We start from the raw sequence: 22,829 nt of genomic DNA, 5'->3' as shown, positions 1-22,829 counted from the left end.
GTTGATCTAATGAAAAAATTGTTGCGCCTGGTGATTTTGCTGCTGGTTATTCTGGGGATAGCCGCGGGCGTGGGGTACTGGAAAGTGCGCCAGCTAGCGAAAAGCCAAATCACCATTAAGGAAGAAAAGATTTTCACCCTCAAAGCGGGCACCGGCAGACTGGCGCTGGGGCAACAGCTTTATGATGAGCATGTTATTAATCGCCCGCGAGTTCTCCAGTGGTTATTACGCGTGGAGCCTGAACTTTCCCATTTCAAAGCGGGCACTTACCGCTTTACGCCAGGCATGAGCGTTCGGGAAATGTTATCCCTGCTGGCAAGCGGCAAAGAGGCGCAGTTTCCGCTGCGCTTTGTCGAGGGCATGCGCCTGAGCGACTGGTTAAAACAGCTGCGTGAAGCGCCTTATATCAAACATACGCTGAAATCTGACGACTATGCCGCTGTAGCCGAGGCGCTTAAGCTCGAAAATCCGCAGTGGATCGAAGGCTGGTTCTGGCCCGATACCTGGCTCTATACTGCCAATACCAGCGACGTCGCCATATTAAAACGCGCTCACCAGAAAATGGCGAAAGTGGTCGACGCCGTATGGCAGAGCCGTGTAGAAAACCTTCCTTATAAAGATCCTAATCAGCTCGTCACCATGGCCTCTATTATTGAAAAAGAGACGGCGGTGGCAAGCGAGCGCGATCGGGTTGCTTCAGTGTTTATCAACCGCCTGCGCGTTGGTATGCGCCTGCAAACTGACCCGACCGTGATTTACGGAATGGGGGAAAAGTATAACGGCAAGCTGTCACGAAGCGATTTAGAAACCCCGACTCCCTATAACACCTATGTTATCAACGGGTTGCCGCCAGGACCTATCGCCATCCCAGGCGAGGCTTCACTGAAAGCGGCAGCCCATCCGGCCAAAACGCCATACCTTTACTTTGTTGCAGACGGTAAAGGCGGACATACCTTTACGACCAATCTCGCCAGCCACAACAAGGCGGTGCAGGATTATCTGAAAGTGCTAAAGGATAAAAATGAGCAGTAAATATATTGTCATCGAGGGGCTGGAAGGAGCCGGTAAAACCACGGCGCGAAACATTGTGGTTGAAACGCTCGGCGAGCTTGGTGTAACAGAGATTATTTTTACACGCGAGCCAGGCGGCACCATCCTGGCTGAAAAGCTGCGAAGCCTGATTCTGGATATTAAATCGGTTGGCGATGAAGTCATCACTGATAAAGCCGAGCTGCTGATGTTTTATGCAGCGCGCGTACAGCTGGTGGAAACGGTGATTAAGCCGGCGCTGGCGCGGGGCGCATGGGTGATTGGCGATCGCCACGATCTCTCTACTCAGGCCTACCAGGGCGGCGGACGCGGCATTGATCGCCATCTGCTGACCACATTGCGCGATGCCGTTTTGGGTGATTTCGCGCCGGATTTGACGCTTTATCTGGATGTCGATCCTCGCGTCGGGCTGGAGCGCGCCCGAGCGCGCGGTGAGCTTGATCGTATTGAACAAGAATCTTTTGAATTTTTTAATCGCACGCGCGCCCGTTATCTCGAACTGGCCGACGCGGATAGCCGCATCAAAACCATTAATGCCGGCCAGACGCTGGAGCAGGTCACGTCCGCTGTGCGCGAAACGGTTACCCGGTGGGTGAAGGAGCAGGCGTAATGAAATGGTATCCCTGGCTACGTCCTTCCTTTGAGCAATTAATTACCGCTTATCAGGCCGGACGGGGACACCACGCATTATTAATACATGCGCTTCCTGGTATGGGCGAAGACGCGCTGATTTATGCGCTTAATCGCTGGTTGCTATGCCAAAACCCGCAAGGCCAGAAAAGCTGCGGCGAGTGCCGCGGCTGCCAGCTTATGCAGGCGGGCACGCATCCCGATTACTACGTGGCTGAGCCGGAGAAAGGCAAAACCACGCTCGGCATTGATGCGGTGCGCGCCATCAGCGAAAAGCTTTACGATCATGCGCGCCAGGGCGGCGCTAAAGTCGTCTGGCTTAAGGACGCAGCGCAACTGACGGAAGCGGCGGCCAACGCGCTGTTGAAAACCCTGGAGGAGCCGCCCGAAAATACCTGGTTCTTTCTCGGTTGCCGTGAACCTGAGCGACTGCTGGCCACCTTGCGAAGCCGCTGCTTTTACTTTTATCTCGCCCCGCCTGAAACTCGTTATGCCCAGGCATGGCTTGCGCGTGAAATTCCGGCGACCGACGAAGAGCACAATGCCGCGCTGCGCTTAAGCAGCGGCGCCCCTGCCGCCGCGCTGGCGTTATTACAGCCCGAACAGTGGCAGCAGCGTAATACGCTGAATGAAAAACTGAGCCAGACATTGCATAACCACGACTGGCTTTCACTGCTGACGGTGCTTAATCATGAGCAGGTTAACCAGCGGTTGTTCTGGCTCGCCGCGCTGCTGGTTGATGCGCGCAAGCTTCAGCAGGGAGCGGGGGAATGGCTGACCAACATCGACAGTCGGCCGCTGGTCGCCGGGCTTGCCAGTCAACTGCCCGCCGCCGTGTTGCAGGCAATGCTAAACGATATTTTTCACTGTCGCGAACAACTGGCAACGGTGGCAGGGCTTAACCGCGAACTGCTGCTAAGCGAAATGTTATTGACCTGGGAGCGTTATCAGCGCCCCGGAGCTCAACTTCCTTCTTCTGCAATTTGAGAGACGTTATGTTTTTAGTCGACTCCCACTGCCATCTCGATGGTCTGAATTACGAAACCCTGCACAAAGATGTAGACGATGTCCTGGCGAAAGCGGCGGCAAGAGATGTGAAATTTTTCCTGGCCGTCGCCACGACGTTGCCGGGTTACCGGGCAATGCGGGAATTAGTGGGGGAGCGTAATAATGTCGTTTTTTCCTGCGGCGTGCACCCTTTGAACCAGGATGAAGAATATGAGGTGGAAATGCTGAGAGCGCTTGCCGCGGAGCCGGGCGTGGTCGCTATGGGCGAAACCGGGCTGGATTACTTTTACACGCCGGAAACGAAGGCGCGCCAGCAGGCGTCGTTTCGCAACCATATACGCATAGGCCGCGAGCTTAATAAGCCAGTTATCGTTCATACCCGCGATGCGCGTGAAGACACGCTGGCGATTCTGCGTGAAGAAAAGGTGATGGACTGCTCAGGCGTACTACACTGTTTTACTGAGGACCGCGAAACGGCGGGTAAGCTGCTTGATCTTGGCTTTTATATTTCGTTTTCCGGGATTGTGACTTTTCGCAACGCGGAACAGCTGCGCGAAGCGGCGCGATATGTCCCGCTGGATCGCTTACTGGTCGAAACCGATTCACCTTATCTTGCTCCCGTACCGCACCGGGGTAAAGAGAACCAACCCGCGCTTGTCAGGGACGTCGCAGAGTATATGGCTGTTTTGAAAGGCGTTTCCGTCGATGAGCTGGCGCAAGCCACTACGCAAAATTTCTCTAAACTGTTTCATATCGACGCTGCCCGCCTGCACTCTGCCTGAAAATGAGCAGTTATTTTAAAGCTCGTAATTAATAGGTAAACCGAGTAAAGTTCACCGCCCAGAAAAGGGCGGTGAAAGCACATCTGGACACATCCAGACACGATTAATGTAAAGATATGCAAGTTTTCACTCGACCATTTTCCGAAACGTGATAACGGTCAAACAACCATTGAGTGATTTATTTTACTCTGCGTAATAAATAAAAGGGCGCTCAGATGCCCTGTTTATGGCCTGGTTCTCCCCTCAGGCTCATGCGTGAATCGCGTATAAAAGCACAAATACTCAGGAGCACTCTCAATTATGTTTAAGAATGCATTTGCTAACCTGCAAAAGGTAGGTAAATCGCTGATGCTGCCGGTATCCGTACTGCCTATAGCAGGTATCCTGCTGGGCGTCGGTTCCGCAAACTTCAGCTGGCTGCCGGCAGTGGTTTCTCATGTCATGGCAGAAGCGGGCGGTTCTGTTTTCGCCAACATGCCGCTGATTTTCGCCATCGGCGTAGCGCTGGGCTTCACCAATAACGACGGCGTATCCGGTCTGGCTGCGGTCGTTGCTTACGGCATCATGGTTAAAACCATGGCTGTGGTCGCGCCGCTGGTGCTCCATCTGCCTGCTGAAGAGATTGCGGCCAAACACCTCGCGGACACCGGGGTTCTCGGCGGCATCATCGCGGGCGCAATCGCGGCCTATATGTTCAACCGCTTCTATCGCATCAAGCTTCCTGAGTATCTGGGCTTCTTTGCTGGCAAGCGTTTTGTGCCGATCATCTCTGGTCTGACTGCTATTATTTTCGGCGTCATTCTCTCCTTTATTTGGCCGCCGATTGGCTCTGCCATTCAGACCTTCTCGCAGTGGGCTGCTTACCAGAACCCGGTCGTTGCCTTTGGCATTTATGGCTTTATCGAACGTTGCCTGGTGCCGTTTGGTCTGCACCACATCTGGAACGTACCTTTCCAGATGCAAATCGGCGAATTCACCAACGCGGCTGGTCAGGTTTTCCACGGCGATATCCCGCGCTACATGGCAGGCGACCCGACTGCGGGCAAACTGTCTGGCGGCTTCCTGTTCAAAATGTATGGCCTGCCGGCTGCTGCTATCGCTATCTGGCACTCTGCTAAACCAGAGAACCGCGCGAAAGTGGGCGGCATCATGATCTCCGCTGCGCTGACTTCGTTCCTGACCGGTATCACTGAGCCGATCGAGTTCTCCTTCATGTTCGTTGCGCCGGTTCTGTACGCTATCCACGCGGTTCTGGCTGGCCTGGCGTTCCCGATCTGTATCCTTCTGGGTATGCGTGACGGCACCAGCTTCTCGCACGGTCTTATCGACTTCATCGTGCTGAGCGGTAACGGCAGCAAGCTGTGGTTGTTCCCGATTGTTGGCCTGTGCTATGCGGCGATTTACTACACCGTGTTCCGCGTGATGATCAAAGCGCTTGATCTGAAAACGCCGGGCCGTGAAGACGCGACCGAAGACGCTAAAGCTGGCGCGACCAGCGAAATGGCGCCTGCGCTGGTGGCCGCTTTCGGTGGTAAAGAGAACATCACGAACCTGGACGCCTGCATTACTCGTCTGCGTGTTAGCGTGGCTGATGTCGCAAAAGTTGACCAGGCTGGCCTGAAGAAACTGGGCGCGGCAGGTGTCGTGGTTGCAGGTTCAGGCGTTCAGGCGATTTTCGGCACCAAGTCCGATAACCTGAAAACTGAAATGGATGATTACATCCGCAATAGCTAACGCTATGTGGGGAGACAAAAGGAGGCGAAAGCCTCCTTTTTTTGTTTTAAAGGGCAGCAGTTAAAAAAGAAAACGCCCGTTGAGGTTGAAAGATAAGGAATATCTCGCTCATACTCCCTTCACAGGTTAATGTTGAAGGATTGCGTCATGGCCGAAGAAACCATTTTTAGTAAAATTATTCGTCGGGAAATCCCTTCCGATATCGTCTGGCAGGATGAGCTGGTTACCGCGTTTCGGGATATTTCGCCGCAGGCGCCCACCCATATTCTTATCGTTCCCAATCTCCTTATTCCCACTGTAAATGACGTCACGGAAGCGCACGAACAGGCGCTGGGCCGGATGTTCACAGTGGCCGCGAAAATCGCGCGTCAGGAGGGCATCGCTGAGGATGGCTACCGCCTTATCATGAATTGCAACCGTCACGGCGGGCAAGAGGTGTACCACATCCATATGCATCTGGTTGGAGGGCGTCCGTTAGGACCGATGCTTACTCGCCGGGATGCCTGAGATGACATTTTCTCGCCTTGTATGGGTACTGGCGGCAACGTTAACGGTTGTGGGGTGCAGTTCGCGCCCTGCGATTACCGTTAACGACAAACAGGCGCTGGTGATGGAGTCCAGCCTCCTTGCCGCTGGCATCACTGCGGAAAAACCAGATTTTTCTCTGCCAGAAGGACGGCCTACGGCCTCGTCAACGATTTACAATGAAAGAGGCAGCGCTGTCGCCGTTCATTATCGTTTCTACTGGTACGATGAAAAGGGACTGGAAGTACAGCCGCTGGAAGTACCTAAAACAATTATCGTGCCCGCCACAGGGCAGGTGACCGTCACGGCCAGCTCGCCGTTTATCGGCGCGCGTAAGGTGCGTCTCTATATTTATCTGTAAGGGGTGAAACTTGATCAGAATCTCTCGCTATGTGCTGCCTGGCATCATAGCCATGCTGCTTTCCGGGTGTATCATGCGCGGCGAGCAGCAGCCTGCGCCGGTAGAAGAGGCGCAACCGACGCCTCAGCAACCTACCCAACCGTTGCCGCCAACGCAACCGGTGCCGACCGTGCCTTCCGTACCAAGCGTGCCGACACAGCCTGGCCCAATTGAGCATCCGCAGGAAACGGCGCCCGCTGAGCCAAAAGTGCGTACATACGACTGGAGTGGCGCTATGCAGCCGATGGTCGGCAAGATGTTGCAGGCCCAGGGGGTGAATGCAGGCAGCGTGCTGCTGGTAGATAGCGTTAATAACCGTACTAATGGCTCTCTGCAAACCTCCGCCGCAACCGAAGCCCTGCGCGGCGCGCTCGCCAATAACAACAAGTTTACGCTGGTATCCGCGCAGCAGCTGGCGACAGCGAAACAGCAACTGGGGCTTTCGCCGCAGGATAGCCTGGGGTCGCGCAGTAAAGCGATCGGCATCGCCCGCAATGTGGGCGCTCAGTATGTGCTTTACAGCAACGCCAGCGGCAGCGTTAGCTCGCCGACGCTGCAAATGCAGCTCATGCTGGTGCAGACTGGCGAAATTATCTGGTCAGGAAAAGGTGCGGTACAACAAACCCAGTAAAACTGCGTTGCAGTTGCTCCTGTCACGACATTTCCCGGCGGCTTCGGCCGCCGGTGTTTTATCTGAGCTTCAGGGGTTATCCGGCGGCGCCTGCCGCGTCGCGCTTGGCGATCACACACTCGTGGCTCGTGCGCAAAGCGATACCCCGCAAAGCGGCGTCACTTTTTCCCGGCAGTACAGGGCATTGCGGCGCATGCCCGCAAGCCTTGCGCCAAAGCCTTGCTTTCTGGCTCAAGGCTGGCTTGTGGTCGACTATCTGCCCGGTGCGATAAAACCGACGATGCCATCAGTCCCGCAACTCGCTTCTCTGCTGTATCATCTGCATCATCAACCTCGTTTCGGCTGGCGTATCCAGATGCTTCCTTTACTGGAGCGGTACTGGCAAGCTTGTGATCCCGCCAGAAGAACGCCGGGCTGGTTGCGCGCCTTAAAAACAGTGCGGCGCCAGGGTGAACCGAAACCGCTGCGCTTAGCGCCGCTGCATATGGATATTCATCCGGGTAATCTGGTGCATCAGCCGGCAGGCCTGAAGCTCATTGACTGGGAATATGCAGGCGATGGGGATATTGCGCTGGAGCTGGCCTCGGTCTGGCTTGAAGAGCGCGAGCGCGAAGCGCTGGTAGCCGCTTATGCTTCGCGTGCAAAGCTTAACGCGACCGCGCTGCAACGCCAGGTAAAGCGCTGGCGGCCTTGGGTCAGGCTGCTTCTGGCCGGATGGTACGAGTTGCGCTGGCGGGAAACGGGGAATCAACAATTTATTGCGCTGGCGGACGATGCGTGGCGCCAGCGGTAGCTTATCAGGATGTAAGAGAGGTCAATGTGGGTCCGGTAATGTTAGATGTGGCAGGTTATGAGCTGGATGGCGAGGAGCGTGAAATCCTTCAGCATCCTCTGGTAGGGGGGCTCATCCTTTTTACCCGTAACTACCACGATCCCGAGCAATTGCGCGAGCTGGTAAGGCAAATCCGCGCCGCTTCACGAAACCATCTGGTGGTGGCGGTTGATCAGGAAGGGGGCCGCGTACAGCGTTTTCGCGAAGGTTTTACCGCTTTACCCGCAGCGCAGTCATACGGCGCGCTGCTCGGGCTGGAAAAGGGGGCAGAGCTTGCCCGCGAAGCGGGCTGGCTGATGGCATCTGAAATGATAGCGATGGATATCGATATTAGCTTCGCGCCGGTGCTGGATATCGGGCACATCAGCGCAGCAATAGGTGAGCGCGCCTTCCATGCCGAGCCTGAAAAAGCGCTCGCTCTCGCTGTGTCCTTTATTGAAGGAATGCGCGAAGGCGGAATGAAAAGCACCGGCAAGCATTTTCCTGGGCACGGCGCCGTAACCGCAGATTCGCACAAAGAGACGCCGCGCGATAACAGACCCGCTGAGGTGATTCGCCAGCACGATATGGCTATTTTCCGCGAGCTGATTAGTTACAACATACTGGATGCCGTTATGCCCGCGCACGTTATCTACAGCGACGTAGACCCAAGGCCTGCCAGCGGTTCGCCTTACTGGCTTAAAACCGTTCTCAGAAAAGAACTTGGCTTTGATGGCGTTATTTTCTCTGATGATCTTTCAATGGAAGGGGCAGCCATTATGGGAAGTTATGCCGAACGCGGGCAGGCCGCGCTGGACGCAGGTTGCGATATGATCCTCGTCTGCAATAATCGTAAAGGCGCGGTAAGCGTGCTGGATAACCTGTCGCCGATCAAAGCAGAACGTGTTACCAATTTGTATCATAAAGGTTCATTTACGCGTCAGGAGTTAATGGCGTCAACGCGCTGGAAAACAGCGCACAACCAGCTTGAAGCGCTGAACGCGCGCTGGCAGGCGCATAAGGCGGGGCGTTAACGCGCCGCTGGCGGTTTAACGCTTTACTGTGGTGAGGATGCGATGATTATCTACTTACACGGTTTTGATTCGAACAGCCCAGGCAACCATGAAAAAGTGCTGCAACTGCAATTTATTGACCCGGACGTGCGGCTTATCAGCTACAGCACGCGCCATCCTAAACACGATATGCAGCATTTACTCAAAGAGGTCGACAAAATGCTGCAACTGAACGTGGACGATCGTCCGCTTATTTGCGGCGTCGGGCTGGGCGGCTACTGGGCGGAACGGATTGGTTTCTTGTGCGACGTGCGCCAGGTCATCTTTAACCCTAACCTGTTTCCTTATGAAAACATGGAAGGCAAAATTGACCGTCCGGAAGAATATGTCGATATCGCTACCAAGTGCGTGGAGAATTTCCGGGAGAAAAACCGCGACCGCTGCCTCGTTATTCTCTCCCGCCAGGACGAAGCGCTCGACAGCCAGCGCTCTGCGTCATTGCTGCACCACTATTACGAAATAGTCTGGGACGAAGAGCAAACGCACAAGTTTAAAAACATCTCGCCACACCTGCAACGCATCAAGGCGTTTAAGACGCTGGGCTAAGTCTGCGTTATCATCTCATACTGAAAGGGTCAGCTACGGCTGGCCCTTTTGTTTATCTATTCGGCAGAAAAATTGACGTACATCAATTTTGGTATGACCAATGCACCGTTCATGTTATTCTCGATAGAGATGAGTGACTTTAGAACGCTAACTTGTTGTTAATTAAAAGTTATTTATATAACCTTTAATTAACAATTGGTTAATATTTTAAGGGGGTCATGTTGACTACGCCATTAAGAAAGATCGTTATTGTCGGCGGGGGCGCAGGTGGGCTTGAGCTGGCAACGCAGCTCGGGCATAAGCTTGGTCGCAGTAAAAAAGCGAAAATCACGCTGGTCGATCGCAACCATAGCCATCTGTGGAAACCTCTGCTGCACGAAGTCGCGACGGGTTCACTGGATGAAGGCGTTGACGCGCTGAGCTATCTGGCGCACGCGCGTAACCATCATTTCCAGTTCCAGCTTGGTTCCGTCATGGATATCAACCGCGAACAGAAAACAATTACGCTTGCTGAAGTGCGTGATGAAAAAGGCGAACTGCTGGTGCCGGAGCGTAAGGTTGCTTATGACACGCTGGTCATGGCCCTTGGCAGCACCTCCAACGACTTCAATACGCCAGGCGTAAAAGAGCACTGTATTTTCCTGGATAACCCGCATCAGGCGCGTCGTTTCCATCAGGAAATGCTTAATCTGTTCCTGAAGCACTCCGCGAATCTGGGCGCTAACGGCAAAGTTAACATCGCTATCGTGGGCGGCGGCGCAACGGGCGTTGAGCTTTCCGCAGAGCTGCATAACGCCGTTAAACAGCTCCATAGCTACGGCTACAAAGGGCTTACCAACGAAGCGCTGAATGTAACGCTGGTTGAAGCAGGCGAGCGCATTCTGCCTGCGCTGCCGCCGCGTATTTCGGGCGCTGCGCATAACGAGCTCACTAAAATGGGCGTACGCGTACTCACCAATACGATGGTGACGAGCGCTGAAGCACACGGCCTGAACACCAAAAGCGGCGAGTTTATCGAAGCGGATTTAATGGTCTGGGCGGCGGGCATCAAGGCGCCTGATTTCATGAAAGAGATCGGCGGTCTGGAAACTAACCGTATCAACCAGCTGGTCGTGGAACCCACGCTGCAAACTACCCGTGACGCGGATATTTTTGCCATCGGCGACTGCGCCTCTTGCCCTCGCCCGGAAGGCGGTTTCGTGCCGCCACGCGCCCAGGCGGCGCACCAGATGGCTGACTGCGCACTGGATAACATCCTGGCGCAAATCAAAGGCAAGCCGCTTAAAGCTTATGTTTATAAGGATCACGGTTCGCTGGTTTCGCTTTCTAACTACTCGACGGTCGGCAGCCTGATGGGCAACCTGATGCGCGGCTCAATGATGGTTGAAGGGCGTATAGCGCGCTTTGTTTATATCTCGCTTTATCGCATGCACCAGATTGCGCTGCATGGCTACTTCAAAACCGGTCTGATGATGCTGGTGGGCAGTATTAACCGGGTGATCCGTCCCCGACTCAAACTTCACTAAAAGCCACAGTCTCTCCCTTCGCTAAGGCGAGGGGAGACGCAACGAAATTTTACCTTAATCACAATTTCCGCCTCAGACTTCTCCCAATCCATTGAATTGCCCCAATAAACTAACAATTTTTAGCCTTATTCCTGGTTGCTTGCTTCACATCCGGTTGCAAAATAGTTAGCAGTAGCACAGCCAGGAGGATTTTCCTGTGAATAAATCAATGTTAGCCGGTATCGGTATTGGCATGGCTGCCGCCCTGGGCGTGGCGGCTGTCGCCAGCATGAATGTCTTCAATCGTGGCCCGGAATTCGCCCAGGTGGTTTCCGCTACGCCGATTAAAGAAACGGTTAAAACGCCGCGGCAGGAATGTCGCAACGTGACCGTAACGCATCGTCGTCCTGTGCAGGATGAAAATCGCATCGCCGGCTCTGTACTGGGCGCGGTAGCGGGTGGCGTTATCGGACATCAGTTTGGCGGCGGACGCGGCAAGGATGTGGCGACAGTCGTTGGCGCGCTGGGCGGCGGCTATGCCGGAAACCAGGTACAGGGCGCCATGCAGGAGCGCGACACATACACCACCACTCAGCAGCGCTGCAAAACCGTTTATGAAAAATCAGAAAAAATGCTCGGCTATGATGTGACCTACAAGATTGGCGATCAGCAGGGCAAGGTACGTATGGATAACGATCCGGGAACGCGTATCCCGCTCGACAGTAACGGGCAACTGATACTGAATAATAAAGCGTAAAGCAGATCTCTGCGTTTAACCCCTCTTGTACTCAGGCAGAGGGGTTCTTTTTTTGCAGCAAACGGAATATTGCCCGCTTATCGGCAAGGATAAGCGGGCAATGCGTGGTGTTAAATGGCGTTATGTTCTTTGATCAACAAAAAACCGGTGATCAACACTGAAACAAAAGCGAAGAGGATAGAGCCACCACATAACAACCAAAGGCTAAATAACACTGTAATTACTATTAACACCTTAAATAATGGTAATAGCAAAATCATGTCCATTATCCTTCTGAATGTGCATAGCCAAAATGCGTCTCTTGTAATCCATACGGGAACTGTCGCAATAAAATGATGTTTCATTCCTGCTCTCGCCTTAAGGGCGATGTGTAGTGCCGTTCGGTAAAAATAAGAACGGTGCTAATCATTAGCCTGAAAACAATCATCATGTTGCTTAAAATTTTAGTCAATCTCACACTTTTGGCTGATAAGCGCCGCCTATTGTTTAAATAGTCTAAGCCTATCGTATGAGTGGGGCGTGGGGGAAAGCGAGGAGGGAAGCGGCTGTCGCCGCTTCGTTTAAGCGTTAACCAACTGTGGCCACAGACGTAAAAGGGTATGAATTACTTCTTTTAACTCGCTGCATTTCGCACCTTCACGGGCGCTGACGGACATGCCATGCAGCATGCAGGAAACAAAGCGCACCAGTGAATCAATATTACAGGACGCTGGCAGTTCACCTCGCGCCTGGCGCTGGGCAAAAAATCGCGAAAGTATCTGCTCGCGTTGCGTATGCCGCGCTTTAATCGCGCTGGCTATTTCGTCAGAAGAGGCGGCGAGCGCGGCGGAGGTGGTAATAATAAAACAGCCTGCCGGCGTATCCGTACTGGTAAAACAAGCCGCTACTTCCGAACAGTAAGATTCCAGCGCCTGCTCCACACTTTTGCTGTCGTCAAACAACAACGCTTCCTGCTTTTCTGCAAAGCGCGTGATGTAGCGATCGAGTACCGCCCGGAATAACCCTTCTTTATTAGTAAATTCTGCATAGAGTGTTGGGGCTTTCGCGCCCGTCGCTTCCACCAGATGGGCAAGCGATGTCGCTTCGTACCCATGCTGCCAGAACAGTGTCATGGCCTTGTCCAGCGCCGCTTCCCTGTCGAACACTTTTGGTCGGCCACGGCTTTTTTTTGTACAACCTGCTGCTTCAGTGGTCATGGTGCCGTTTACCTCTGTTTGTCTTCTTAATGCCCATTATAAAAATAAACCTTCCCCTGCGCTACAGCAGGGTGGGATTAAATTATGTTTAATTATGTCATTGATAATTAAATAAAAGTTAAATTATCTAATGATCATTATAAAATAATGTTGACCGTGATGCAGATCACGCTTAGTATTTACTTATCGATCGTTAACTTAAACAGCTAACGACCCTCTATGTGCTTACCTATCAGGACAACAATCATGAAAACCATTAAAAACCTGCTTGCCGTCGCCGTATTAAGTTCTTTGTCTTTCGCAAGCGTCGCTGCTGTTCAGGTACAGTCTGCGCCAGCCGATCAGCATAAAGCGGGCACGGTTTCCGCTATGGGCGGCAGCAACCTCAGTTCTGTTGAGCAGGCGCTGTCGCAGAAAGCAGAAGCGATGGGTGCAAAATCCTGGCGCATCACTTCTGTAACCGGTGACAACGTGATGCACGGCACCGCAGTAATCTATAAATAAGCTTTAACGCTAATAAAAAGGCCCTGCAATGCAGGGCCTTTTTTTATATCTCATTCGCCTGAGCTGCTCCTGGCGGCGCACTCACCTCCACAGGCACGCCCGCGCGAAGCCTCAGCGCCTGATCGATCGTTTCGCTGTCGGTTTGCGCCTGCGATGCAAAATTTTGCAACTGCCCTGTAAGCGTGATGGGCTGCGTTTTCGGATCGTCATCAATGTGTTCAGAGAGCGGCTGATGTACCTCAATCCAGCGGCGACCGTCAGGCTCCAGCGACGCTTTCACCGGTTCGTTAATAATGGTGACTTTCGTGCCTACCGGCACGGTGCTGAACAGGTGTTTTATATCGTCGTCACGCAGGCGGATGCAGCCTGAGCTTACACGCATGCCGATGCCGAAATCCGCATTGGTGCCGTGCAGGAGATAGACTCCGCCGTGAGCCGCAAGACGAATCGCATGATGACCCATCGGATTTTCCGGGCCAGCAGGCACGACAGGCGGCAGTTCAATGCCCTGGGCAAGGTAGCGCGCGCGAATATTCGCAGTGGGCGTCCACGTTGGGTTAGCGCGCTTTTCAGAAATGCGCGTGACCATGGTTGGCGTTAGCGTATCGCCGCCCAGTTGCCCTATGCCTACCGGATAAACCGTAACGCGCTTTTCGCCAGGGACATAATAATAAAGCCGCAATTCAGCGAGATTAATCACGATGCCTTCACGAGGCGCATCCGGCAGCAGCATCTGCCGGGGAATGGTCAACACGCTGCCTGCCCGCGGCACATAGGGGTCCACGCCCGGGTTGGCCTGTAAAAGCGCCAGAAAACCCACGTTATAGCGCTTTGCAATTGCCTCAAGCGAACCACCGTCATCAGCAACGGTATGATAAAGCGTCTCGCCGACCAGGCGACTGCCCGGATCAGGAAGCGGGTAGGTGTTGGCATTGGCCGAACTGGCGTAAAAAGCCATGGCGGCAAAAGAGAAGAGGGTCATCCAGCGGTAAAGCGAGGCAGAAACAAGGTTCATCGCAATATCCTGTGCGTTTAATCCAGCTTTATTAGAGTGTTAAGCGCAAGTATGGCGGGGAAAGCGTACGGGAAAGCCTGACGAGTGAAAATGATTGTAAAGATACGCGGCGCGTCGGTGAGATGCGCGCCGCGTAAGTCGATCAGGCGAGGGCGTTTTCCGCCAGTTGATGCATAAACTTCTGCACCCACTCCATGCGAATTTTACGCTCGGCCAGATCCTGGGTGAATTTCAGCCGGGTCGGGCCGTCCAGCCGGTAGTGCTGCGGCTCTTTTTGCAGTAGCCCAATCAGCCAGCCCGGATCGACATGGTTTTTTTCTGCAAATTCAATCGTGCCGCCTTTTTCATTGGCTTCGATTTTGCGAATGCCGAGCTTCTGCGCTTGCTGACGCAACCTGGCGATACCCAGCAGGTTGCGCGCCGGGTCCGGCAGCAGGCCGAAGCGGTCAATCAGCTCCACCTTCAGCTCCTCCAGCTCGCTCTCTTTCTTCGCGCTGGCGATGCGCTTATAGAAGGAGAGCCGGGTGTTAACATCCGGGATGAAATCATCCGGCAGCAGGGAAGGCATGCGAAGCTCCACTTCGGTTTGCTGGCTGGTCAAATCCTCAAGGGAAGGTTCGCGGCCCGCTTTAAGCGCATCCACAGCGTTTTCAAGCAGTTCCATATAGAGCGAGAAGCCGATGCTCTCCATCTGCCCGCTCTGGTCTTCGCCAAGCAACTCGCCGGCGCCGCGGATCTCAAGGTCATGGGTAGCCAGCGCAAAGCCCGCGCCCAGGTCTTCCAGCGAAGCGATAGCCTCCAGTCGTTTTTGCGCGTCGGTGGTCATCGCTTTGGGGTGCGGCGTCAGCAGCCAGGCATAGGCCTGATGGTGAGAACGGCCTACGCGTCCGCGCAACTGGTGCAGCTGCGCCAGGCCGAAGTGGTCGGCGCGCTCGATGATAATAGTGTTCGCGGTCGGAATATCGATGCCGGTTTCAATGATGGTGGTACAAACCAGCACGTTGAAGCGCTGATGGTGGAAATCATTCATCACCCGCTCCAGTTCCCGCTCGCGCATCTGCCCGTGGCCAACGGCGATACGCGCCTCCGGCACCAGCGTCGCCAGGCGTTCAGCGGCTTTCTGGATGTTTTCCACGTCGTTGTAAAGATAGTAAACCTGACCGCCGCGCAGAATTTCACGCAGGATAGCTTCGCGCACCACAAGGTTGTCGTACTCGCGCACAAAGGTTTTTACCGCCAGACGGCGGGCAGGCGGCGTGGCGATAATCGACAGATCGCGCATGCCGCTCATTGCCATATTCAGCGTGCGCGGAATCGGCGTGGCGGTCAGCGTCAGGATGTCGACATCCGCGCGCATCGCTTTAATGCGCTCTTTGTGCCGCACGCCGAAGCGGTGTTCTTCATCGACAATCAGCAAGCCGAGATCTTTCAGCTTCACGTCGCTTTGCAGCAGCTTATGGGTGCCGATAAGAATATCGACTTTGCCCTCGGCGGCTTGCTCCAGCACCTGCGCCTGCTCTTTGGCGCTGCGAAAACGCGAAAGCAGTTCGATGCGCACCGGCCAGTTGGCGAAACGGTCGCGGAAATTATCAAAATGCTGTTGCGCGAGCAGCGTGGTAGGCACCAGCACCGCCACCTGTTTGTTGTTTTCGACGGCGAGGAAGGCCGCGCGCATGGCCACTTCTGTTTTACCGAAGCCCACGTCGCCGCAGACCAGACGGTCCATCGCCAGCGGCTGGCACATATCGCTCAGCACGGCGTTAATCGCCTGCGCCTGGTCTGGCGTGGTTTCAAACGGGAAACCTTCGCAAAAAAGCTGATACTGTTCGCGATCGTGTTTAAACGCAAAACCGTGTTTCGCCGCGCGCTGGGCGTAAATATCGAGCAGTTCCGCTGCCACGTCGCGCACTTTTTCCGCCGCTTTTTGCCGCGCTTTCGACCAGGCGTCGCCGCCAAGCTTATGCAACGGCGCATTCTCTTCGGCGCCGCCAGCGTAGCGGCTGATCAGATGCAAAGAAGAGACCGGAACATAAAGCTTCGCGTCGTTCGCATAGGTGAGCATCAAATACTCGCCCTTAATGCCGCCAGCCTCAAGCGTGGTCATGCCCGCATAGCGGCCTACGCCATGCTCGAAGTGCACCACCGGTTGACCCGGATGCAGTTCCGCCAGGTTGCGGATAAGCGTATCCGGGTTGATGGTGCGGCGGTTATCCTGGCGACGGCGGGTAACACGCTCGCCCAGCAAATCGCCTTCGCAAATCAGCGCCCGGTTGCGCAGCGTGTCGATAAACCCGCGCTCCGCCGCGCCGATCATCAGGTAACGTCCGGTGTTAGCGGCTTCATCAAGCCGGTAAATACGCTTTGGCGCCACTTTAATACGGGCGAGCAGTTCACCCAGCGCTTCGCGGCGGCCTTCGCTTTCCACTGAAAAAACCACCGGGCCGTCAAAGCTTTCCAGGAACTGGCGCAGGCTGTCGAGCGGCGCTTTCTGCTGCGCCTGGAAGGCGATATCCGGCAGCGGCTGGTAACCAAGGTTAGCGTGCGCCGCTTTGTCAGCGAGCTTGTCGTTCTTTAACTGTACGCGAGGCCATTGCTTCAGTTCGCCAAACAGTTCGTCGGTTTTCAGCCACAGCATGTCTGGCGCCAGCAGCGGGCGCATCGGGTCAACGCCCCGGTTCTCAAAGCGGGCGACCGTGTCCGCCCAGAATCTGTCGGCGCTGGTTTCCAGCTCGCCGGTGCTGACCACCAGCGTGTTTTTTGGAAAATAGCTAAAAAGCGGCGGCAGCGGCTCGCTAAAAAAGAGCGGCTGCCAGTATTCGATGCCCGCCGGCAAGGTGCCTTTGCTAACCTGCTGATAGATATGCTCGGCGTCGCGCTTCACTTCAAAACGGTCGCGCCACTGGCTGCGGAAAAGCTCAATGGCCGCTTTATCGGTAGGAAATTCATGGGCGGGCAGCAGGTTAATCGCTTCCACCTCTTCCAGCGTGCGCTGGGTATCCACATCAAACAGGCGCAGACTGTCGATTTCATCGTCAAAGAAGTCGATGCGATAAGGTTGGGTGCTGCCCATCGGGTAGAGATCGAGCAGCGCGCCGCGGGTGGCGTATTCGCCATGCTCCATGACCTGGTCGACGTTACGGTAGCCCGCCTGGTCAAGCTGGCTGCGCAGCGTATCGCGCGAAAGCTGCTGTCCTTTGCGCATGACCAGCGCGTGGCCGTGCAGGAAGCTGTGCGGGCAAACGCGCTGCATCAGCGTGTTTACCGGCATTATCAGCACGCCGCGCTGCATGGCGGGAAGCTGATAGAGCGTGGAAAGCCGCGAGGAAATAATGTCCTGATGGGGCGAGAAGCTGTCGTAAGGCAGCGTTTCCCAGTCCGCAAGGTTCATCACCAGGTTATCGGTAAACTGCTGAATTTCATCATGCAGGCGCAGGGCGCTTTGCATATCCGGCGCAATAAGCACCACAGGCCCGGTGTGGCGTTCGGCGATTTCCGCCACTTCGCAGGCGGTAGCTGACCCGGTCAGCTCGCCCAGTTGACGCTGGTCGCCCGCTTTGGCAGGCAGAGTATAACGATATTGTTCAGGCATAGAAGACGAAACGCGCTCCGGTTGTGCCGTAAGGCCGGGATAAAAACCCGGCGACAGAGTGGGTTAGTGGTTCCATAAATCAGATCTGGGCTTTATTATCGTTGATCACTTTGCATTAGCAACCGTACAAGACGGATTTCATGTATCAACCTGTCGCGTTATTTATAGGCCTGCGTTACATGCGCGGGCGTGCAGCGGACCGTTTCGGTCGCTTTGTCTCCTGGTTGTCCACCATCGGCATTACCCTCGGCGTGCTGGCGCTGGTAACGGTGCTCTCGGTGATGAACGGCTTTGAGCGCGAGCTGCAAAACAACATCCTGGGGCTGATGCCGCAGGCCCTTATCACTTCGCAGAAAGGCTCCATCAAGCCTGACCAACTGCCGGCGAACGAACTGAAGCTACAGGGCGTTAACCGCGTTGCCCCGCTAACGACTGGCGATGTGGTGCTGCAAAGCGCCCGCAGCGTGTCGGTGGGGGTGATGCTTGGCATTGACCCGCAGCAAAAAGACCCGCTCACGCCATATCTGGTCAACGTTAAGCAGAGCGATCTTACTGCGGGCAAATATAACGTTATCCTTGGCGAACAGCTTGCCGGACAACTGGGCGTTAAACGTGGCGATCAAATCCGCGTCATGGTGCCCTCCGCCAGCCAGTTCACGCCAATGGGGCGTGTGCCGAGCCAGCGCCTTTTCACTGTTATCGGCACCTTTGCCGCCAACAGCGAAGTGGACGGCTACCAGATGCTGATGAACATTCAGGACGCCTCCAGACTCATGCGCTACCCGGCGGGCAATATCACCGGCTGGCGTTTGTGGCTTAACGAACCGCTCAAAGTCGACGAGCTTAGCCAGCAGGCGCTGCCGCAGGGCGTTGAGTGGAAAGACTGGCGCGAACGCAAGGGCGAGCTTTTCCAGGCGGTGCGCATGGAGAAAAATATGATGGGGCTGCTGTTAAGCCTTATCGTCGCGGTCGCCGCGTTCAATATCATTACTTCGCTGGGCCTGATGGTCATGGAGAAACAAGGCGAGGTGGCGATATTACAAACCCAGGGGCTGACGCGCCGCCAGATCATGGCGGTGTTTATGGTGCAAGGCGCCAGCGCTGGCATTATCGGCGCGCTGCTTGGCGCCGTGCTTGGCGCGCTGCTGGCCAGTCAGCTTAACAATTTGATGCCGATTATCGGCGCATTTCTTGACGGCGCGGCGCTGCCTGTCGTTATTGAACCTTTACAGGTGATTGGCATTGCGCTGCTGGCAATGGCGATTGCGCTGTTATCCACGCTTTACCCCTCCTGGCGCGCGGCCGCCACCCAACCCGCTGAGGCTTTACGTTATGAGTAAGACTGTGCTGTTACAGTGCGACAACCTGTGCAAACGCTACCAGGAAGGCAAAGTGCAAACGGACGTGTTGCACAATGTCAGCTTCAGCATCAATGCGGGCGAGACGATGGCGATTGTCGGCAGCTCCGGCTCCGGCAAAAGCACCCTGTTGCACCTGCTGGGCGGGCTGGACACGCCTACCTCCGGCGACGTTATTTTCAACAACCAGCCGATGAGCACGCTGTCGTCAGCGGCGAAAGCGGAGCTGCGCAACCGCGAGCTGGGCTTTATCTATCAGTTTCACCATCTGCTGCCGGATTTCACCGCGCTGGAAAACGTGGCGATGCCGCTGCTTATCGGCAAAAAGAAAGGGGCGGAAACCGAATCGCGGGCGCTTGAGATGCTTAAAGCGGTAGGGCTTGATCACCGCGCCGGGCACCGTCCTTCCGAGCTTTCCGGCGGCGAACGCCAGCGAGTGGCCATCGCCCGCGCGCTGGTGAATAACCCGCGCCTCGTGCTGGCGGATGAACCCACCGGCAACCTGGACGCCCGCAACGCGGACGCTATCTTCGCGCTGCTCGGCGAGCTTAACCGCACGCAGGGAACCGCGTTTCTGGTGGTGACCCATGACCTCCAGCTGGCGAAGCGTATGTCGCGCCGCCTGGAAATGCGCGACGGGCGTCTGAATACGGAACTGACCCTGATGGGGGCGGATTGAGCATGTCGCCTTTATCATTGTTGATTGGCCTGCGTTTTAGCCGCGGGCGTCGTCGTAGCGGCATGGTGTCGCTCATCTCGATTATTTCCACTATCGGCATCGCGCTTGGCGTGGCGGTGCTGATTGTGGGGCTTAGCGCGATGAACGGTTTTGAGCGTGAGCTTAACAACCGCATCCTGGCCGTCGTGCCGCACGGTGAAATCGAGCCGGTAAACCAGCCCTGGAACGGCTGGGGCGATGTGCTGCAACGGGTTGAGAAGGTCAACGGCGTGGCCGCCGCTGCCCCTTACGTTAATTTCACAGGCCTGGTGGAAAGCGGGGTAAACCTGCGCGCCATTCAGGTGAAAGGGGTCGATCCGCAACAGGAAACACGCCTGAGCGCATTGCCAAATTTTGTGCAAAACAATGCCTGGCGAAGCTTCAAGGCGGGCGAGCAGCAGATTATTCTCGGCAAAGGGGTCGCCGATGCCCTGAAGGTGAAGCAGGGCGACTGGATTTCCATCATGATCCCGAACGCCGATGCGGCGCATAAGCTGTTGCAACCCAAGCGAGTGCGCCTGCACGTTACCGGCATTCTGCAACTCAGCGGCCAGCTCGATCACAGCTTCGCCATGATCCCGATGCAGGACGCCCAGCAGTATCTGGAAATGGGTGACAGTGTCACGGGTATCGCTATCAAGGTTAACGATGTGTTTAACGCCAACAAACTGGTGCGCGACGCGGGCGAGGTGACTAACGCTTATGTTTACATCAAAAGCTGGATAGGCACCTACGGCTATATGTACCGCGATATCCAGATGATCCGCGCCATTATGTACCTGGCGATGGTGCTGGTGATTGGCGTCGCCTGCTTCAACATCGTTTCCACACTGGTGATGGCGGTGAAAGATAAAAGCAGCGACATTGCGGTGCTGCGCACGCTCGGCGCGAAAGATGGCCTGATCCGCGCCATTTTTGTCTGGTACGGGTTGCTCGCAGGTCTGCTTGGTTCCGTAAGCGGCGTGGTGGTCGGCGTCCTGGCTTCGTGGCAGCTTACGCCCCTGATTCGTTTTCTTGAAACCTTGCTCGGCCACCATTTCCTCTCGGGCGATATTTACTTTATCGATTTCCTGCCATCGGAGCTGCACTGGCTGGATGTCGTCTATGTGTTGATAACGGCGCTGCTGCTGAGCCTGCTGGCGAGCTGGTATCCGGCGCGTCGCGCAAGCCGTATCGACCCGGCGCGGGTGTTAAGCGGACAATAATTTCAGGAGCGGCTATGTATTACGGCTTCGACATCGGGGGCAGTAAAATCGCCCTCGGCGTGTACGACCAGGACCGCCAGTTGCAATGGGAGAAGCGCGTCGCCACGCCGCATGACAGCTACGCGCAGTTTCTCGCTGCGCTGCGCGAGCTGGTGGAAGAGGCCGACCGCCGCTTTAGCGTTACCGGACGCGTCGGCATCGGTATTCCCGGCATGCCGGTTACTGATGACGGCACGCTTTATGCCGCGAATCTACCCGCCGCCAGCGGCAGGGCGTTGCAGGCGGATTTATCTGCACTGCTCGGGCGGGAGGTGCGTATGGAAAACGACGCCAACTGCTTTGCGCTATCGGAAGCCTGGGACGATGAGTTCCGCCGCTATCCGCTGGTGATGGGGCTTATCCTCGGTACGGGCGTGGGCGGCGGCCTCGTCTATAACGGCAAAGCGATAAGCGGAAGCCGTTTTATCACCGGGGAGTTCGGCCACATGCGCCTGCCCGTGGATGCGCTGGAGGTTATCGGGCGCGACGTGCCGCTCATCCGCTGCGGCTGCGGTAAAACCGGCTGCATGGAGACGCTGCTGTCAGGCGGCGGCTTTGCATGGCTGCACCATCACTTCTACCATCAATCATTAAGCGCGCCCGAAATTATCCATCGCTGGCAGCAGCATGATGCGCAGGCGCGCGAACACGTTGAGCGATTTGTGGACCTGCTGGCGGTTTGCCTTGGCAATGTGCTGACCGCCATAGACCCGGATCTGCTGGTGCTGGGCGGCGGCCTGTCGAATTTTTCCTGGCTTGTGGAACAACTGCCGCAGCGGCTGGCGCCGCATTTATTGCCGGTAGCGAAAGCGCCGCGCATCGAGGCTGCCCGACATGGCGACGCCGGCGGGATGCGCGGCGCAGCTTTCCTGCATCTGACCGATTAACATCCGGAGTGGTTATGCTATCGCGTCGTCAACACCGGCTAAGCCGGTTTCGAAGGAACAAACGTCGGCTGCGCGAGCGGTTGCGTCAGCGCATTTTTTTCAGAGATACAGGGGTGCCGGAAGTGATGGAAAAACCAAGAGTCGTGGTACTGACGGGCGCGGGGATTTCTGCTGAATCGGGCATTAAAACTTTCCGCGCGGCGGATGGCTTGTGGGAAGAGCATCATGTGGAAGATGTGGCGACGCCGGAGGGGTTCGCCCGTAATCCGGCGCTGGTTCAGCGTTTTTACAACGAGCGCCGCCGCCAGCTTCAGCAACCGGAAATTCAGCCCAACGCCGCGCACCAGGCGCTGGCGCGTCTGGAGCAGGAGCTGGGGGACCGCTTTTTGCTAATAACGCAGAACATCGACAACCTGCACGAAAGAGCGGGTAATGAAAACGTGCTGCACATGCACGGCGAGTTGCTGAAGGTGCGTTGTTCGCAGAGCGGTCAGGTGCTGGAGTGGACCGGCGACGTAACGGCGCAAGACAAATGCCATTGCTGCCAGTTCCCGGCGCCGCTGCGCCCGCACGTGGTCTGGTTTGGCGAAATGCCGCTCGGTATGGACCGCATTTATGAAGCGCTGGCGATGGCGGATGTCTTTATCGCCATCGGCACCTCCGGCCACGTTTACCCGGCGGCCGGTTTTGTTCATGAGGCGAAGCTACAGGGCGCGCATACGGTAGAGCTCAATCTTGAGCCGAGCCAGGTAGGCAGCGAATTCGAAGAGAAGCATTACGGGCTGGCAAGCCAGGTGGTGCCGGAGTTCGTAGACAAGCTGCTAAAAGGCCTCTAAGCGCCGGCTTAAACAGGGTGGGGCTTTGTG

The 22,829-nt window shown here is 55.7% G+C and carries 22 protein-coding genes; 19 read left to right on the top strand and 3 right to left on the bottom strand.

Annotated elements, in window-relative coordinates:
* Window positions 1–9 precede the first annotated feature (9 nt).
* The 13 genes from yceG to DW56_RS18875 all read left to right on the top strand — a co-directional run bounded on the left by yceG (window position 10) and on the right by DW56_RS18875 (window position 11,452).
* Window positions 10–1,032: a cell division protein YceG gene (gene yceG, locus DW56_RS18935; RefSeq protein WP_024551734.1), complete on the top strand. Its 1,023-nt coding sequence runs from the start codon at window positions 10–12 to the stop codon at window positions 1,030–1,032.
* The gene (gene tmk, locus DW56_RS18930) at window positions 1,022–1,660 is read left to right on the top strand and encodes a dTMP kinase (RefSeq protein ID WP_024551735.1); all 639 of its coding nucleotides are present in this window, start codon (window positions 1,022–1,024) and stop codon (window positions 1,658–1,660) included. The genes yceG and tmk overlap by 11 nt, the downstream gene beginning before the upstream one ends.
* Window positions 1,660–2,667, top strand: coding sequence for a DNA polymerase III subunit delta' (gene holB, locus DW56_RS18925; RefSeq protein ID WP_024551736.1), 1,008 nt, complete (start codon window positions 1,660–1,662; stop codon window positions 2,665–2,667). Before tmk ends, holB begins: the two co-directional genes overlap by 1 nt.
* An 8-nt stretch (window positions 2,668–2,675) precedes the next feature.
* The gene (locus DW56_RS18920) at window positions 2,676–3,470 is read left to right on the top strand and encodes a metal-dependent hydrolase (protein ID WP_024551737.1); all 795 of its coding nucleotides are present in this window, start codon (window positions 2,676–2,678) and stop codon (window positions 3,468–3,470) included.
* Between the two features lie 300 nt (window positions 3,471–3,770).
* Window positions 3,771–5,204, top strand: a complete 1,434-nt coding sequence (ptsG, locus tag DW56_RS18915; protein WP_024551738.1) for a PTS glucose transporter subunit IIBC — start codon at window positions 3,771–3,773, stop codon at window positions 5,202–5,204.
* Between the two features lie 147 nt (window positions 5,205–5,351).
* Complete coding sequence (gene hinT, locus DW56_RS18910) at window positions 5,352–5,711, top strand: purine nucleoside phosphoramidase (RefSeq protein ID WP_024551739.1); 360 nt, start codon at window positions 5,352–5,354, stop codon at window positions 5,709–5,711.
* Between the two features lies 1 nt (window position 5,712).
* Window positions 5,713–6,090 carry a YcfL family protein gene (locus DW56_RS18905; protein ID WP_024551740.1) on the top strand — a complete coding sequence of 126 codons (378 nt, stop codon included), beginning with the start codon at window positions 5,713–5,715 and terminating at the stop codon, window positions 6,088–6,090.
* 52 nt (window positions 6,091–6,142) lie between these two features.
* Window positions 6,143–6,760: a penicillin-binding protein activator LpoB gene (lpoB, locus tag DW56_RS18900; RefSeq protein WP_110875991.1), complete on the top strand. Its 618-nt coding sequence runs from the start codon at window positions 6,143–6,145 to the stop codon at window positions 6,758–6,760.
* Window positions 6,738–7,553: a thiamine kinase gene (gene thiK / locus DW56_RS18895; RefSeq protein ID WP_024551742.1), complete on the top strand. Its 816-nt coding sequence runs from the start codon at window positions 6,738–6,740 to the stop codon at window positions 7,551–7,553. Before lpoB ends, thiK begins: the two co-directional genes overlap by 23 nt.
* Window positions 7,554–7,579: 26 nt before the next feature.
* Entirely contained in the window at window positions 7,580–8,605 is a 1,026-nt protein-coding gene (nagZ, locus tag DW56_RS18890; protein ID WP_024551743.1) for a beta-N-acetylhexosaminidase, read from the top strand.
* A gap of 42 nt (window positions 8,606–8,647) precedes the next feature.
* Window positions 8,648–9,190, top strand: coding sequence for an alpha/beta hydrolase YcfP (ycfP, locus tag DW56_RS18885; protein WP_024551744.1), 543 nt, complete (start codon window positions 8,648–8,650; stop codon window positions 9,188–9,190).
* A 221-nt stretch (window positions 9,191–9,411) separates the two neighbouring features.
* A complete protein-coding gene (locus DW56_RS18880) occupies window positions 9,412–10,716 on the top strand; it encodes an NAD(P)/FAD-dependent oxidoreductase (protein WP_024551745.1) in 1,305 nt (434 codons plus the stop codon).
* 196 nt (window positions 10,717–10,912) lie between these two features.
* On the top strand, window positions 10,913–11,452 hold the full coding sequence (locus DW56_RS18875; protein ID WP_024551746.1) for a glycine zipper 2TM domain-containing protein: 540 nt from the start codon (window positions 10,913–10,915) through the stop codon (window positions 11,450–11,452).
* A 560-nt stretch (window positions 11,453–12,012) separates the two neighbouring features.
* Here the strand turns inward: DW56_RS18875 and DW56_RS18870 are convergent.
* Window positions 12,013–12,648 (bottom strand): TetR/AcrR family transcriptional regulator, encoded by a 636-nt coding sequence (locus DW56_RS18870; RefSeq protein WP_024551747.1) that lies wholly within the window; start codon window positions 12,646–12,648, stop codon window positions 12,013–12,015.
* 246 nt (window positions 12,649–12,894) lie between these two features.
* Here DW56_RS18870 and bhsA point away from each other — a divergent pair, with 246 nt between their 5' ends.
* Window positions 12,895–13,152 (top strand): multiple stress resistance protein BhsA, encoded by a 258-nt coding sequence (gene bhsA, locus DW56_RS18865; protein WP_024551748.1) that lies wholly within the window; start codon window positions 12,895–12,897, stop codon window positions 13,150–13,152.
* Between the two features lie 43 nt (window positions 13,153–13,195).
* Here bhsA and ldtC read toward each other — a convergent pair whose 3' ends face one another.
* Window positions 13,196–14,167 (bottom strand): L,D-transpeptidase LdtC, encoded by a 972-nt coding sequence (gene ldtC / locus DW56_RS18860; protein WP_024551749.1) that lies wholly within the window; start codon window positions 14,165–14,167, stop codon window positions 13,196–13,198.
* A 142-nt stretch (window positions 14,168–14,309) separates the two neighbouring features.
* Window positions 14,310–17,756: a transcription-repair coupling factor gene (mfd, locus tag DW56_RS18855; RefSeq protein ID WP_024551750.1), complete on the bottom strand. Its 3,447-nt coding sequence runs from the start codon at window positions 17,754–17,756 to the stop codon at window positions 14,310–14,312.
* 140 nt (window positions 17,757–17,896) lie between these two features.
* On the opposite strand from mfd, the gene lolC reads away from it, so the two are divergent.
* Genes lolC through cobB form a run of 5 tightly spaced genes read left to right on the top strand, consistent with a single transcriptional unit; the run spans window position 17,897 to window position 22,799 of the window.
* Window positions 17,897–19,096, top strand: a complete 1,200-nt coding sequence (gene lolC, locus DW56_RS18850; protein WP_024551751.1) for a lipoprotein-releasing ABC transporter permease subunit LolC — start codon at window positions 17,897–17,899, stop codon at window positions 19,094–19,096.
* On the top strand, window positions 19,089–19,793 hold the full coding sequence (lolD, locus tag DW56_RS18845; protein WP_024551752.1) for a lipoprotein-releasing ABC transporter ATP-binding protein LolD: 705 nt from the start codon (window positions 19,089–19,091) through the stop codon (window positions 19,791–19,793). The genes lolC and lolD overlap by 8 nt, the downstream gene beginning before the upstream one ends.
* Window positions 19,794–19,795: 2 nt before the next feature.
* On the top strand, window positions 19,796–21,037 hold the full coding sequence (gene lolE, locus DW56_RS18840) for a lipoprotein-releasing ABC transporter permease subunit LolE (RefSeq protein WP_024551753.1): 1,242 nt from the start codon (window positions 19,796–19,798) through the stop codon (window positions 21,035–21,037).
* Between the two features lie 14 nt (window positions 21,038–21,051).
* Window positions 21,052–21,963, top strand: a complete 912-nt coding sequence (gene nagK, locus DW56_RS18835) for an N-acetylglucosamine kinase (RefSeq protein WP_024551754.1) — start codon at window positions 21,052–21,054, stop codon at window positions 21,961–21,963.
* Window positions 21,964–21,977: 14 nt separating this feature from the next.
* Window positions 21,978–22,799: a Sir2 family NAD+-dependent deacetylase gene (cobB, locus tag DW56_RS18830; protein ID WP_024551755.1), complete on the top strand. Its 822-nt coding sequence runs from the start codon at window positions 21,978–21,980 to the stop codon at window positions 22,797–22,799.
* Window positions 22,800–22,829 lie beyond the last annotated feature (30 nt).

Origin of the sequence: Franconibacter helveticus LMG 23732, assembly GCF_000463115.2 — a bacterium.
GTDB classification, from domain to species: domain Bacteria; phylum Pseudomonadota; class Gammaproteobacteria; order Enterobacterales; family Enterobacteriaceae; genus Franconibacter; species Franconibacter helveticus.
Note: the sequence above shows the minus strand (reverse complement) of the source record. Positions and strands in the feature narration are given on the sequence as shown.

What these genes read in the sequence shown, in the direction of transcription:
- yceG (WP_024551734.1), top strand. Translation starts at nt 10, where the DNA reads ATGAAAAAATTGTTGCGCCTGGTGATTTTGCTGCTGGTTATTCTGGGG.
- tmk (WP_024551735.1), top strand. Translation starts at nt 1,022, where the DNA reads ATGAGCAGTAAATATATTGTCATCGAGGGGCTGGAAGGAGCCGGTAAA.
- holB (WP_024551736.1), top strand. Translation starts at nt 1,660, where the DNA reads ATGAAATGGTATCCCTGGCTACGTCCTTCCTTTGAGCAATTAATTACC.
- DW56_RS18920 (WP_024551737.1), top strand. Translation starts at nt 2,676, where the DNA reads ATGTTTTTAGTCGACTCCCACTGCCATCTCGATGGTCTGAATTACGAA.
- ptsG (WP_024551738.1), top strand. Translation starts at nt 3,771, where the DNA reads ATGTTTAAGAATGCATTTGCTAACCTGCAAAAGGTAGGTAAATCGCTG.
- hinT (WP_024551739.1), top strand. Translation starts at nt 5,352, where the DNA reads ATGGCCGAAGAAACCATTTTTAGTAAAATTATTCGTCGGGAAATCCCT.
- DW56_RS18905 (WP_024551740.1), top strand. Translation starts at nt 5,713, where the DNA reads ATGACATTTTCTCGCCTTGTATGGGTACTGGCGGCAACGTTAACGGTT.
- lpoB (WP_110875991.1), top strand. Translation starts at nt 6,143, where the DNA reads ATGCTGCTTTCCGGGTGTATCATGCGCGGCGAGCAGCAGCCTGCGCCG.
- ycfP (WP_024551744.1), top strand. Translation starts at nt 8,648, where the DNA reads ATGATTATCTACTTACACGGTTTTGATTCGAACAGCCCAGGCAACCAT.
- DW56_RS18870 (WP_024551747.1), bottom strand. Translation starts at nt 12,648, where the DNA reads ATGACCACTGAAGCAGCAGGTTGTACAAAAAAAAGCCGTGGCCGACCA.
- bhsA (WP_024551748.1), top strand. Translation starts at nt 12,895, where the DNA reads ATGAAAACCATTAAAAACCTGCTTGCCGTCGCCGTATTAAGTTCTTTG.
- ldtC (WP_024551749.1), bottom strand. Translation starts at nt 14,167, where the DNA reads ATGAACCTTGTTTCTGCCTCGCTTTACCGCTGGATGACCCTCTTCTCT.
- mfd (WP_024551750.1), bottom strand. Translation starts at nt 17,756, where the DNA reads ATGCCTGAACAATATCGTTATACTCTGCCTGCCAAAGCGGGCGACCAG.
- lolC (WP_024551751.1), top strand. Translation starts at nt 17,897, where the DNA reads ATGTATCAACCTGTCGCGTTATTTATAGGCCTGCGTTACATGCGCGGG.
- lolD (WP_024551752.1), top strand. Translation starts at nt 19,089, where the DNA reads ATGAGTAAGACTGTGCTGTTACAGTGCGACAACCTGTGCAAACGCTAC.
- lolE (WP_024551753.1), top strand. Translation starts at nt 19,796, where the DNA reads ATGTCGCCTTTATCATTGTTGATTGGCCTGCGTTTTAGCCGCGGGCGT.
- nagK (WP_024551754.1), top strand. Translation starts at nt 21,052, where the DNA reads ATGTATTACGGCTTCGACATCGGGGGCAGTAAAATCGCCCTCGGCGTG.
- cobB (WP_024551755.1), top strand. Translation starts at nt 21,978, where the DNA reads ATGCTATCGCGTCGTCAACACCGGCTAAGCCGGTTTCGAAGGAACAAA.